Here is a 13,678-nt window from a genome sequence, read left to right as displayed (position 1 = left end):
GCTCCTTTAAATAATTACGTCGATGTTAACATCTGGTCTTTGTACCATTGTACTAGTTACTTTACCAGGTGTGTAGTCATGTATAGGTTTATTCACCTTTGCGTCAATTATTGGATCTCTTTTCTCAATATTGATGTCTGTAGTACCTGGTGTATAGTCGATTTTAACAGAGCCTACAGAAGGCACAAATTTAATGTTGAATGGCGCACGATGAGGACCATGATTTTGTTTTGAGATATTTTGAATTGTCGCTCGCCCCTGTCCTTTCCCTGCATTCTCCATTAATTGACGGCCTTCTCTTGCTCTACGTGCCATCCCGTCAAGTGCCCCTTGTTTACCTTCTTCCGCATAATTTGCACTTGACTCCAAAGGACTAATCATCCCTATATCTCGTCTTGCTTGAGAAGAGTCGATTTGTAAAACACCTTTAGTTGTATGAATCTCCAAGATAGCAGCTGGTTGTTCAATAGATTGAGTAGCTCTTGGCTGTTCAATTTGCTGTTGAGGCTTGCTAATTTCAAGTTCTATTTTTGCATCGGTTGTTTGAATTTGAATTTGTGGAAATCGCATTTACTATTCTCCTTTCAATAAAAGCGCCTGAACATATTGTTCAAACGCTCTGTTATTCATTATAAAGTTTACCCCTGTCGCTTCGCTTTCGGGGCAGAACCTTGTAGATTTTATCGGATAAAATCTACTAAAGTTTGCTGAATGATTTTTGCTCCTACCGATAGAGCGGCTTGGTGAATAGATTCCTGTGTAACCATATCTGTAATCGTCTTTGCATAGTCTGTGTCTTCATTTTTAGATAGTTGTTTTGTTACATTTACTTCTTGAAGACTTAGTCGATTTTCCATCATCTCTACACGATTTTGACGAGCGCCGACATCTGCTCTTAAAGTCAATGTATTTTCATAAATCCCATCTAAACCAGGAATTTTATTAGCACCATTTGTAACTTCTAAACCGAGTGCATTGCCAATCTCCGGACCTGTTGCTCCACTTTCTAAAAGTGTTGTTACGTGCGTCATAAACCCATCAATATTCTCAAATAACTCAGCACCCGGAGTATTAATATTCATTGAGATCCCATCAAAAACGTTGATTTCAATCGGCTTTTGTCCTCCTGTGGTAATATCTGGATTTTGCGGACCTGCTTTATCAATGTAAAGCGGCTGACTTGTATGCGTGCCTGAAAAGATATAGTTTTCGCCCACTTTTGTATTGGCGATATCACGCAATTGCCCCTTAATTTGTTGCATTTCCGCATTGATTTTTTGACGATCATCAGCAGTATTTGTATCGTTAGCAGCTTGTACAATAAGCTCCTTTACACGTTTTAATGCACCGCCTACTTGATCAAGCGCTTCGTCTGTTGTATCTAGCCATGTATTTGCTTCACGTAGATTACGTTGGTATTGTTGGCTTTTATCAAGATCTATACGATAGCCCATTCCCTTTACTGCTACAACTGGATCATCGGATGGTCTAGTAATTACTTTACCTGAGTCCAACATATTTTGATATTTAGACATTTTACTGTAGCTTGTGTTTAAATTGCGTAGCATATTACTCGATAGCATTGATTGTGTAACGCGCATAAATTTATCTCCTCTCAGTTAAGTGGCTATTATAGCCCTACTCTTCCCATACCGTTGATGATTTTATCTAATGTTTCATCTACCACTGTAATCATACGTGCATTGGCATTGTATGCTTGCTGGAATGTAATCATATTAGTCATCTCTTCATCTAGGGAAACTGAGTTCATAGAATTACGACGCTTAAAAATTTCCAAATGCATTGTTTCAGAATTAAATGCACTACGTTCAGCTTCCTGTCCCTTAACCGCTAAGTCCCCTACTAATGATTTATAATAGTTTTGGAATGTACCTTTCTTTAAGTTATCTTGAGCCTGCGATTGTAGCGCCGCTAACTTGCGCATGTTTCCGTTATTACCTTCCTCACCCTTCGTATCAGATACAGCTACTTGCTTCGGATCGGTAATCACTACGTTAAAATCACGTGCAGTCGTCCCAGAGAAAAAGTTCTGACCTGTAGTATCATCTAAACCAAAACCTTTACTATGAACTTCATTAAATTTTGTTATAAATTCATTTGCTAGTTTATCTAAATTAGCAAGCATTTCTGGATAAGTGCCTTGTCCACCGCTATGTCCATACGCATCAATTAATGCACGTAATGAACCTTTACCATGGTCCATTTTACTGTAATCAATTGCGATTCCTGTCGCTGGATCTCCTGGTGGCTCGCCAACAGCTGCAATTTTAATTTCCTTAAAATTAGCATAGCTCCCTGTCGCTTGATCATCTACATCACCATCAATGCGCTGATCGTTCGTGTCCATCGTTGCAAGTGCAGCATATTGTCTACCATCCACTAATTTAATAGGAGTACCGTCCGCTGATACATATGTAATCGTCATTGAACCTTCAGCAACATCTTTTGCTAAACCGCCTGATTTTTGCAATGAAACCGTTACAGGAAAATATTCATTTAACTGATCTACTAATACATCACGTGCATCATATAAATCATTTGGCACATAACCACTCGGCTCAACTTCTTGAATTTGTTTATTAAGAGCTGCAATTTGTTTAAGAATTGAATTCACTTTATCCGTCGATACATTAATTTCATTCCCGATATTGCCTTGGATCTGTTTTAGCTGTCTATCCATATAATTAAAGGACTCAGCAATTGCCTTTCCTTTAGAAATTAATACCTGACGTGCAGCAGTATCTTTTGGATTATCAATAACATCCTCCATCGACTTCCAAAAATCTGTAAATGATTGGTTAATACCAAACTCTGAAGGCTCTGACATGATATCTTCCATCTGCGAAATCGATTTTGCTGTTGAATCCCAATAACCTAACTTATTCGTTTCCTGGCGATATTGTCGATCGGTAAATTGATCGCGCATGCGTTGAATCGAGCTTACTTCTACCCCTGTTCCAAGATGTCCAGGATAGACAGGCTGATTTAAGCCTGGACTTGGAAAACCAGGAGTTGCTTGCATATTTGCTCGTTGGCGAGTGTAACCTAATGTATTTGCATTGGAAATATTATGTCCTGTTGTGTATAAAGCTGTTTGTTGTGTAAATAAGCCACGTTTACTAGCTTCTAAGCCCATAAATGTAGAGCGCATTCTTTTTCCTCCCTTAATAACCGTTTTTCAGCAATTGATTTCTTAAAAAGACTATGCTTGAGAATCGAAATATGATTTTTTTGCCACTGTATTTGTGCCACGAACCTCATTGCCAGAATAGTTGATTTGCTCAGGACGAGGTTGTAAAGCATCCAATGTAAAGTTGACAAATTGTAGCGATTGGAACACTAGCTTCTGATTTAAATCGTTTTGTATTTTTAAGCCGTTAATGATTTGCAATAATCGATTGCGTACTGCTGAGAGCGTATCTTTTTCTGTCTGTTGTTCAGCAGCCTCGATGACATCAGCGACAGTTGCTTTGTCAGTTGAAGCAAGTCCTTTTGCTTCAAGGTAGTCCGTTACCTGTTTCTGACGCTGTTGCTCGAGCTTATCGATGGCCGCTACATGCGCCTGCTCATCCTTGAGCATTTGGTCCAGTGCTTCGATATCACCAGCTGTAATGATTTCAGTCTTTTTTACGGCTAGTTCAAATAAGCTTTTATGCATTCTTTCTAGTTTTGTTAGTGTAGAACAAATCGTTTCTGTAGACATTTTGCTAAGCACCCTTTCTGATATTCCTTAGAAACGATAATATTTCAGCATATCTTCTGCAACTTTGCGAGCGTCCACTTTGTATTCACCAGAAGCGATATCTTTTTTTAGTTGTTGTACGCGTTCTGCACGCTCTGAGCTGTATGTTGAAACTCCTTGCATCTCCTGTGCAGTCTTAGAAATTTCGATTTTATCTGCGAAGGATGCTTTGTTCGTACTTGATTTTACATTGCGCACCTGATTTTTATAGGCGTTCACTGCATTAATCCCATAAGATGTAATTTTCATTTAATCCCCCCCTATCTAAAAAGCTTATCTTCCTATTATTTCGGATTGTCTCACATAATGTTAAGTTTTCAAATGTAAAAAAGTGTGCTAATTTTGTTTAAAATTAACACACTTCAGGCTTATCAATTATTCTTCGGCATATTTGCGTCCGGAGGATTTGGGCCAACGTGATGTTGGTCACTCAGTCGTTGTTGCTGTCGCTTGGACACTCGCTGAAAGAAGTTAACGTTTTCGGTCTGCATGATATGTTACACGATCACGTTCTGCCACACTGTCACGGAACTCCTTCGCCGCTTCAAATGTACGTAGCTCCGTCTTTAATTCATCCTGACATTTTGTACAAAGCTTGCCTGTTGTCGTTAGATGACCACAGTTATCACACGGGTAGCCAAGATTAGGGAACATCGCAGTCTGTAAGCGCCCCTTACGTACCCATTTATACAATAACTCCTCTTCAGCCCCAGTTGCTTCAACAATACGTTCTACTGTCGCAGCACGGTTTTCACGTTTACGTAAAAAGCGGTAAACGATTTGATATAAGTCCTCTTCAGATTGCGCACACTTATGACATACTTCTCTGACCCCTGTATAATTAAAAAACTCATTACATTTCGGACAATTACGAACCTCTGCCATCTACTCTTCCTCCTCTTAAATCAATTTCGCCTTGGCGTAATTGTAACTGACGCTTTGCTTTCGCTACAGATATACAATACGTCCGGGTTTTGAATTGTGCCCGCACAATTCAAAATCCGTGACATCCGCCGGAGGCTTTATTTTCATTCAGTAGGTGTCTGGGAACCCACTGAAAAGTGATCACATCCGTATTCATCTCCCTACTTTCATAAGTGGAGATCTTTTTCTGAATGAAAATAATAACTGCTAGATACGAATCTTATTTACTCGTAATCTATTATACACAATGCATTAGCATTTTCATCCATTAATTAGTGTGAAGCTTTTGACATTTCTAGCACCCGCATTCATTAAAATCTCGGTGGCATGCTGCAAAGTGGTGCCCGTCGTTTTTATATCGTCAAAAAGAAGATATTCTTTATGCTCTACATATGCTCCAGTCATCAGACGAAATAGGGGAGCTGCTTGGATGCGTTGCTCTCTATTTTTGGAGCTTTGTGTTTCTGCCGTTGTCTTTTCTAAAAGTTGTATAAAAGGAATAGTAGCAGCCTTTAATAACTCCTCCGTATGGGAAAAGGTACGCTCCCTTTGTTTAGTAGGATGCATTGGAATCGGTATAATGGTTGCTTTTCCATGTTTGAATCGTGCTTGTAGCTCCTGCCGAAATACTTTAGCAAGTGCGACATCCTGAAGAAATTTATATTGATGCAAATAATCTTTCATCGCATCGTTATATTGGTAAAGTGCTGTTGCTGTTGAGGAATATTCAAACCGAGCCGAGCATCGATCACAGATGGTTGATTGAAATTGTTTGGTTAAAAGTATTTTCCATGAAATTGCAGATGGCAAAGGCTGTGAGCATAATAAGCAAAGTGTTTCAATTTTATTCATTGTGAAAATCCTTTCTTATTATAATAAAGAATTTTAGTACGCGCATCATCCATTTCAGTCGTAATGCCATGATGAAAAAATACGACGTCTCCATCCGAAAAATCAACATTTCGCCCAACTCGCCCAGCGATTTGTATTAGTGCACTTGAAGTGAAAATGGTTGACTCTGCCCCAATAACTGCAACCTGTACATTCTTTATCGTAATTCCTCTTTCTAATATGGTCGTTGTCAGTAAACCTGGAACTTCTTCATGACGTAGTTTAAGCACTTTTTCTTTACGATCCGGGTCTTCCGCATGCACCGCCATGATACTTCCATCTAATAACTGAAAAAGAGGAATAGCTATTTTCATTAACTCTACTTTCGGGAAAAATAATAGAAAAGGCTCTTTTCGTGCAAGGCGTTCCTCTGTCCATCGCTTTAACTTTCGCGGGATATTTCCCCGTTTTAAGCTTTTTTCATAGTTCCATAGAGAATGAAATCGAGGGACCGGTAATGGACGGTTATGAAAGCGCTTTGGAATAAATGAATAGCTTTCATTTTGATACTGAGTCAGTAATTTATGTGAAGGTGTTGCTGTGACCAACAATATTGCTGCGTTTTCCGATTTAGCCTTTTGCACAGCGCTTTGTAAGGTTTCGTCAAATGTATAGGGAAATGCATCAGCTTCATCAACAATCATGACATCAAACGCTCGTTCAAAACGATATAGCTGATGAGTGGTAGCCAACACAAGCTGTGCATAACCCTCCTGCTTCGGTGATCCACCATATAGTGCATGGATTATTGTTTGCGGGAAAACTGTTTGAAAACGTGGATATAACTCTAGCACTACATCTGTACGGGGCGTAGCGATACATACCCGTAAGCCCTGCTCTAACGCATAATGTACAGTTGGAAAAAGCAGTTCTGTTTTTCCTGCTCCACATACTGCATGCAAGAGATGAGAACGTTTTGCTTTAACACTTTCTAGCATTTCGTTTGCCGCTTGCTGTTGAAGTACTGTAAATTGCCCTGCCCATTTGAGTGAATGCTTTCTTGTTCTAATGGCACGAGGGCCTGTCCAAATCATCAATTGCGTACAGCTACTCACTCTGCCCATTTTTAGACAATGTCTACAATATACACATTGCTGTTGGCACTTTGAACAATCAAACGTTGTAAATTGCTGTGGATTATCATTATGGCAACGATTGCATTTTAGATGTGGTTCTTTTTGGATTCCTTCTATTATACGGAGATATTTGTGATTGATCGATTTCTCGATATCTTCCTTTGAAAATGGGGTATGCTCCTTTAACCAAATACGTCCTTCATGAAAATCTCGTAATTTAGGTGGCAATAACCAACCTTTGTATTTCATTGCTTTGCTCCTTTCATATGAGTGATTTTTATCAGCGATTCTAGTAGGTTTAGCGGCGATATTTAAGGGTTTACCGGCGATTCTGGCACTTTTAGCGGCGATATTCACGGGTTTACCGGCGATTCCCCACTTACCCAGCAAAACAGTATGCACTCAAAATAAAAAAACAGCCTCTACAAATTTGTTGTAGAGACTGTCTCATTTACTATTATTTTTTTGTCCAGCCGAGCCCCATTGAGCCTTCACCTAAGTGTGTGCCAATGACGGGACCGAAATAGCTTAATTTAAAGTTAACGCTCGGGTAGGTTGCTGCTAGTTGTGCTAGCCATTCTTCTGCTTCAGCCTGGCAATTGCCGTGGATCACGACAGCGTCTAGTGCTTCATACTTTTGAACATCCTCAGCTAGTAGCTCCTCCGCACGCTTTAATGCTTTTTTACGCGTACGAATTTTTTCAAAAGGTACAATAACCTTGTCCACAAAATGCAGTACTGGCTTTACTTGTAATAAGCCGCCAATTAATGCAGCTGCTGAAGACAAACGTCCCCCGCGTTGTAAATGCGCTAAGTCATCTACAATGAAGTAAGCACGAATCGATTGCTTCATGTCCGCCAATGTAGCGAGAATTTCTTTTGCAGAAAAGCCATGAGATGCCATTTCAGCTGCTCTTAGAGCGTAAAACCCCTGTACCGCACAGGATATTTCACTATCAAAAGCGTATACATCAATGTCTTCCACCATCTCGCCTGCTTGAATTGCACCTTGATATGTTCCACTGATTCCACTTGATAAATGAATAGATATTACTTCATCATACTCTTTTGCCAGCTCCTCAAAAAGAGAGGCAAATTCTCCAATTGGGGGCTGCGTTGTTTTTGGGAATTCCTTTGCCCCACGTACTTTATCATAAAATTCAGATGCTGTAATATCTACTTCTTCTGCAAATAGTTGCCCTGAGATATTTACACTTAACGGAATCATATGAATGTTTAAGCGTTCTCGTTCCTCAGCCGGAATATATGCAGTACTATCTGTTACGATTGCTGTCCTCATCCATGTCCACTCTCCTATTCTACATAGTTTACAATAAAAAGAAATGAATGTGAAATGAATTACGACATTGCGTAATCTCGTCTGAATGTCGAATAGTGGTCAGTCCTCTTCCCCCTTTCAACATTCTAGACATCTGCTAAATTGATAACTTAGCTTCCATTTCACATTCATTTTCTATGTATACGGATTTATCTTCGTTTAATAATCTATCTATTAAGTAAGTAAAGGCACATCACCATAACTTGGGGGTGATCTCCGTTCCAGCTAGGCAAGTCCAATGAGTCGTTGGGCGCGATGCTTTTTGCCTTCGTTTCTCTATCTAGCTTGCTCTTGACGCTAATTTCAGAAAATCACCCAACCTCAACTCTTAGTGGTGAGCCCGAATGAAGATATCCTCATTTTATTTGCCAGTAGTTGATTCAGTATAGAAGACGCTAGTGACCTTCCAGAGTCCATCTTCTTTGACGAATACTGTAACTTGTTGTCCTGCACTTTCATGCTTTACATTTGTTGTAGTTTGTACAAAATGCGATGTTATATTTGAATAGACCTGTGCTTCATTTTCGCTATATTTTATAATCGTAGTATTTTTCGCATCTCGTTTAACGTCTGACTGTTTAAATACATCTGTAATGTAGTTCTTTTCTCCTTCATAATTGAAACCTTTTGGATTCTTTGAGAGTGTTTCCATATAACGATCAATTTCTTTTGAATTGAGAGCTGCAATATATTCATTAAAGGCTGCTACTATCGCTTTGTTTTCTTCAGCAGGGATATTTTCTGCCTTTGTTATTTGCCCACCATTCGTTTCAAATCCGACAGTTCCATCATCAATGATTTTTTGTCTTTCTTCTGCACTCATTTCATCATCTTTTTTATTACCACACGCAGTTAACACTAATGTAGTTAACATTAATAAGGTTAAAACTGCTAGAAAACTTTTCTTTAACATCAAAAAACCTCCCGCGCATATTGTAGCATATAAATTCCGTTGTAGGAATTTTGTTGTGCATTTTCAACATTTAGGCGTTACATCTTCCTTATGACGCCCATGGTTTTAAAATGTTGCACTATTTATGTAATCACTATGTATAAATTGTTACACCTTTATACGGCATTTAGCTAATGTAGTCCAATAGGTGTAAACATTACAGAAGTCTTCTGTGGACAGCACTACGATTTCGCCACAAAAGAACAGCGGTACACTTTAATCAATTATGCCTCGGCATAATTGCGTCCGGAATCAGCTTTGTGACACAAAAGTTGATTCCGTGACAACCGCCGACCTGATGAAAAGTAGCTTAAATCTGCATTCATCTCACCACCTTAGAGGCGGGAGGCATCTGTAGCTTACGCTTTACTTTCGGTACAAAGAATTTGCTGAAAGAAGTTAAAAAAACTGCTTTAAAAACTACTAAATAAGATAGTAGCCTTTAAAAACAGCTTTAATTTCAATATATGCTATTAGCGTACTTCAACCCAGCCATTTTTAATGGCTGTAACAACAGCTTGTGTACGGTCGTTTACATTCATTTTTTGTAAAATGCTTGAAACGTGGTTTTTAACTGTTTTTTCAGAAATGAACAGTGTCTCACCAATTGTACGGTTAGATTGTCCATCTGTTAATAATTGTAATACTTCACATTCACGTTTTGTTAGTAAATGGAATGGACGACGAATTTCTGTTTGATGGAAGTTACCTTTATTTTCATGTTCAGAAAGACGACGGAATTCCGCTACTAAATTTTTAGTTACTTTTGGATGTAGGTAAGACCCACCATTCGCAACTACTTTAATAGCCTCGACAATTTCGTCAGCATCCATCTCTTTTAGCATATAGCCAAGTGATCCAGATTTTAGCGCGTGTGTTACGTATGTTTCATCATCATGAATAGATAACATAATAACCTTCGCATCTGGGAATTCACTAATTAGTTCTGCCGTTGCCTCTACTCCATTTTTCCCCGGCATATTAATATCCATTAGTACAACATCTGGTTGATTTTCAGCATATAAAGAAACCACATCTGTACCATCGTCACCTTCTGCTACTACGTCAAATGTATCTTCAAAATCTAAAATACGTTTTACTCCTTCGCGGAATAGCTGGTGATCGTCTACAATAATAATCTTCGTCATTTGTCTTTACCCCCTAAAATTCTCCAACAATCGTTTTACTCTACTTCTAACGGAATTTTAAATAAAACCGTCGTACCTCGATTTATCTCGCTTGTAATTGAGATTGTCCCATCCAAAATTTCGATACGTTCTTTCATACCTAAAATCCCAAAAGAATGGTCTTTAACCTCCTGTGGATTGAAACCTATACCATCGTCTTTTACAACGATATTTACGGCATCTTTCAACCACTCCAGTCTTACCCAAATATCTTTACATTTCCCGTGCTTCATGGCATTTGTTACACATTCTTGCACTAATCGGAAAATAGATACTTCATAGTTTGATGGTATACGCTTTTCGGTGCTTCTCGATTGGAAATGAACTTCAACACCAGGATTATATTCAGTCACTGTCGATAAGTATTTTTTTAATGTCGGAACAATCCCCAAATCATCAAGTGCCATTGGTCTTAAATCATAGATTATACGTCGCACCTCTGATAATGCATTACGCACCGTTTTCTTTAAATCAGCAATTTCATCTAAAGCATATTCAATGCCTTTTTCACGATACGTTCTGTCTATTAAATTAGTGCGCATTAGTACATTTGCCAGCATTTGAGCAGGTCCATCATGAATTTCCCTAGATAGACGTTTGCGTTCCTCTTCTTGTGCTGCAATAATACGTATACCAAAATCTTGTTTCATTTTTGCTTGTTCAAGTGCTAAACCAACATTTCTTAAATCTGAAGTTAAGTAATTCAAAACGACATTTACTTGATTGACAATATGATCTGCACGTTCAATCGTATCGAGTAACGCTCTTAATCTTCTCTCTAAATCATCTCTTTTATCACGTAGTTGCTTTTCTTGTGTTCTAATAACGGAGAGCTTCACTTGAAAATCATGCGCAGTTTCATATGCTTCTCTAACTTGATCTTCGGTATAATTATCAAAAGCTTTACTCACTAACACAAGTCTTTGCTTAGCAAGCTGTGTACTTTTTTCTAAAGCATCGCCTTCATCAATAACAATTGAAACTTGTTTTCGAACAATTTCTAGCTCTATTTTCATATCTTCGAAACTTCTTCGGCTTTGTTCGCTTATAATAAAGATATCATCTTTTGAGCTCATGATTGTTTCTAACATTCGATTAAATATGTCATCAAGCGACTTTAAATCGAAGGTATCATTTGAAAACATAGTATACTCCCCAGTCTAATGTCTTATGATTACTTACTATTTCAATAGACCAATTACATAGTCTATACCTATTATAGCATTCCCATGTTAAAATTTAATGCTTTTTCTTTATGAAAATTATAGAATAGAACTCTACTTTAAAGGAGATTGATACTGATGAGAGAAAACTATTTAACTGTAAAAGGATACGGAGAAAGTGAAATTGTTATTTCAAAATCTCGCTTCCTTACTTATATAGAACGTGCAGAAACGGAAGAGGATGCAATTTCTTTTATTGAAAGCATAAAAAAAATGCATCATAATGCAACACATAACTGTTCAGCCTATATTATTGGAGAACATGATCATATTCAAAAAGCAAACGATGATGGGGAACCTAGTGGCACAGCTGGCGTCCCTATGTTAGAAGTCCTAAAAAAACAAGGGTTAAAAGATACGGTCGTTGTCGTCACACGCTACTTTGGTGGCATTAAGCTTGGCGGTGGCGGTCTTATTCGTGCGTATGGAAAAGCGACAACAGAAGGATTACTTGCTGCCCAAGTAGTAGAACGTAAGCTTCACCATTTTATGAACATTTCTATTGATTACACATGGCTAGGTAAAGTAGAAAATGAAATTCGAGGTTCTTCATATACTTTAGAAGAAATTCGCTATTTAGAAGGCGTCGAAATTATTGTATCCGTATTAAAAGAGGAAGAAGAACAGTTCCAAAACTGGGTAACTGAAATGACAAACGGACAAGCAAACATTACTTTTGAGAATGCTCAATTTATTGAATTTGTTGTGAAATAAATAGTTTTAATTGTCGAATACTAAATATCCATAGTATAATTTTAATATTGAGCTATTTTATCTTTTACGCATATTCTAAAATTACTTGAATAAGTTTGTTTAATCGCTTTATTATTCCCAAAATTTAGAGGAGAATATATTAAAAATGAAAAATAGAATTAAAAAGCAAGGCAAAAAGAGGTCGTATAAAGCCTCCCTAATTATAAAAATTTCCCTTCTTCTTGTTGCTAGTTTACTAATTTGTGCAACTGCTTATGGTGTATATATTACGAAGCAAGTAAAGCATGCAGCTGACTCAGCACACGAAGAATTAAAAGGGCGAGACATTTCTGCACTTCGTAGTGAGAAGGTAGAACCCGTACACGATAACGTTTCAATCCTATTTGTCGGTGTTGATGATAGTGAAAATCGCGGGCAAGGCTCTGAGCACTCACGTTCGGACGCCCTTATTCTAGCAACATTAAATAATAAAACAAAAACAATTAAAATGTTGAGTATCCCTCGAGATTCATATGTATATATCCCTTCTGTACAACATAAGGATAAAATTACTCATGCACATGCCTATGGTGGAACAATTTCAACAATTGATACAGTAGAAAAACTATTAGATGTGCCAATTGATTACTATGTTCGTATGAACTTTAATGCGTTTATTGATGTTGTTGATGCATTAGGTGGAATTGAAGCTGAAGTACCGTACAAGTTACACGAAAAAGACGAATTCGATCGCAATGCCATCAATTTAGAGCCAGGTCTACAGCATTTAAACGGAAGTCAAGCACTTGCACTAGCAAGAACACGTAAGCAAGACAGTGATATTGAACGCGGCAAACGTCAACAAGAGATTTTAACAGCGATCATCAATAAAGTTTCTTCTGTAGGATCCATTACAAAATACGATGATGTCATTAGAGCACTTGGTGATAACATGAAGACAAATATGACATTTAGCGAAATGAAGTCATTCCTATCTTATTTATCACAAGGGATGCCACGTATCGATTCTTTAACATTAGATGGTACAGATGATATGTCTACTGGTGTTTACTACTATCAATTAAATCAAAAATCAGTTGATGAAATATCACAAACGCTAAAGAACCATCTTGACACTAGTAAAGCATCTAGTAGCTTAACGAATAAAAATACTGATAAAGATAACGCTGCTGGCAAAGATTCAACAGATAAAGATAGCACTCAGTAACTATAAAAGCCTTTCCACTTTATATTTGTGGAAAGGCTTTTTTTATGGCATGATTATTTCGCGATGTTTGCTTAGCGTGGAAATTATAGATTGGAACACTTATTGATCTGAGTTTTGCTCAAGCAGTTCTGAGGTCTACTTAAGCGAATTTCCCTCAGCCTATTTGAGTAGTTTTCGTCAAGTCCATAAAATAGCGAAAAACTCTATACAAAGTTTTTCACAGTTGACTTTAGTTTTGTCAAACTTGTCCAGCTTATATTGGGTATCGCCGCTAAAAGTATGCGTTGCGCCGCTAATCAAGCTAGGAACGCCGCTAAAACCCGAAATTCCGCCGCTAATCAAGCTAAGAACGCCGCTAAAACCCGAAATTCCGCCGCTAATCAAGCTAGGAACGCCACTAAT

General features: G+C 38.0%; 15 protein-coding genes. 2 read left to right on the top strand and 13 right to left on the bottom strand.

The features are described 5' to 3' along the window. Positions 1–6: 6 nt before the first annotated feature. The 12 genes from ACIPKN_RS11545 to ACIPKN_RS11490 all read right to left on the bottom strand — a co-directional run bounded on the left by ACIPKN_RS11545 (position 7) and on the right by ACIPKN_RS11490 (position 11,277). A complete protein-coding gene (locus tag ACIPKN_RS11545; RefSeq protein WP_400936122.1) occupies positions 7–570 on the bottom strand; it encodes a DUF6470 family protein in 564 nt (187 codons plus the stop codon). A gap of 110 nt (positions 571–680) precedes the next feature. Next, positions 681–1,601, bottom strand: coding sequence for a flagellar hook-associated protein FlgL (gene flgL / locus ACIPKN_RS11540; protein WP_400936120.1), 921 nt, complete (start codon positions 1,599–1,601; stop codon positions 681–683). A 29-nt stretch (positions 1,602–1,630) separates the two neighbouring features. Then, complete coding sequence (gene flgK, locus ACIPKN_RS11535; RefSeq protein ID WP_400936117.1) at positions 1,631–3,172, bottom strand: flagellar hook-associated protein FlgK; 1,542 nt, start codon at positions 3,170–3,172, stop codon at positions 1,631–1,633. A gap of 51 nt (positions 3,173–3,223) precedes the next feature. Then, positions 3,224–3,724, bottom strand: a complete 501-nt coding sequence (locus ACIPKN_RS11530; protein WP_400936115.1) for a flagellar protein FlgN — start codon at positions 3,722–3,724, stop codon at positions 3,224–3,226. 27 nt (positions 3,725–3,751) lie between these two features. Beyond that, positions 3,752–4,012, bottom strand: coding sequence for a flagellar biosynthesis anti-sigma factor FlgM (flgM, locus tag ACIPKN_RS11525; protein ID WP_323657238.1), 261 nt, complete (start codon positions 4,010–4,012; stop codon positions 3,752–3,754). 222 nt (positions 4,013–4,234) lie between these two features. Continuing rightward, positions 4,235–4,648, bottom strand: coding sequence for a TIGR03826 family flagellar region protein (locus ACIPKN_RS11520; RefSeq protein WP_400936113.1), 414 nt, complete (start codon positions 4,646–4,648; stop codon positions 4,235–4,237). A gap of 300 nt (positions 4,649–4,948) precedes the next feature. Next, complete coding sequence (locus tag ACIPKN_RS11515) at positions 4,949–5,539, bottom strand: ComF family protein (protein ID WP_400936111.1); 591 nt, start codon at positions 5,537–5,539, stop codon at positions 4,949–4,951. Further along, positions 5,536–6,903, bottom strand: a complete 1,368-nt coding sequence (locus ACIPKN_RS11510; protein ID WP_400936109.1) for an ATP-dependent helicase ComFA — start codon at positions 6,901–6,903, stop codon at positions 5,536–5,538. Before ACIPKN_RS11510 ends, ACIPKN_RS11515 begins: the two co-directional genes overlap by 4 nt. Before the next feature lie 208 nt (positions 6,904–7,111). After that, positions 7,112–7,954, bottom strand: a complete 843-nt coding sequence (locus tag ACIPKN_RS11505) for a DegV family protein (protein ID WP_400936107.1) — start codon at positions 7,952–7,954, stop codon at positions 7,112–7,114. 400 nt (positions 7,955–8,354) lie between these two features. Then, positions 8,355–8,906: a nuclear transport factor 2 family protein gene (locus ACIPKN_RS11500; protein WP_400936105.1), complete on the bottom strand. Its 552-nt coding sequence runs from the start codon at positions 8,904–8,906 to the stop codon at positions 8,355–8,357. A 512-nt stretch (positions 8,907–9,418) separates the two neighbouring features. Next, entirely contained in the window at positions 9,419–10,093 is a 675-nt protein-coding gene (locus ACIPKN_RS11495) for a response regulator (protein WP_132360514.1), read from the bottom strand. A gap of 35 nt (positions 10,094–10,128) precedes the next feature. Beyond that, positions 10,129–11,277, bottom strand: a complete 1,149-nt coding sequence (locus tag ACIPKN_RS11490; RefSeq protein WP_400936103.1) for a sensor histidine kinase — start codon at positions 11,275–11,277, stop codon at positions 10,129–10,131. Positions 11,278–11,433: 156 nt separating this feature from the next. Between ACIPKN_RS11490 and ACIPKN_RS11485 the strand changes: the two genes are divergently transcribed. Together ACIPKN_RS11485 and ACIPKN_RS11480 are read left to right on the top strand one after the other, a co-directional pair. Next, positions 11,434–12,069 carry a YigZ family protein gene (locus ACIPKN_RS11485; protein WP_400936101.1) on the top strand — a complete coding sequence of 212 codons (636 nt, stop codon included), beginning with the start codon at positions 11,434–11,436 and terminating at the stop codon, positions 12,067–12,069. Positions 12,070–12,214: 145 nt separating this feature from the next. Further along, on the top strand, positions 12,215–13,276 hold the full coding sequence (locus ACIPKN_RS11480) for an LCP family protein (protein ID WP_400936099.1): 1,062 nt from the start codon (positions 12,215–12,217) through the stop codon (positions 13,274–13,276). A 177-nt stretch (positions 13,277–13,453) separates the two neighbouring features. On the opposite strand, the gene ACIPKN_RS11475 is transcribed toward ACIPKN_RS11480, so the two are convergent. Further along, the coding region (locus ACIPKN_RS11475) for a hypothetical protein (protein ID WP_400936097.1) at positions 13,454–13,678 on the bottom strand (225 nt) is incomplete at its 5' end.

The sequence above is a fragment of the Lysinibacillus sp. NPDC086135 genome, from assembly GCF_044746345.1.
In the GTDB taxonomy this organism is placed as follows: Bacteria; Bacillota; Bacilli; order Bacillales_A; family Planococcaceae; genus Lysinibacillus.
This window is presented reverse-complemented; position numbering and strand designations above follow the sequence as displayed.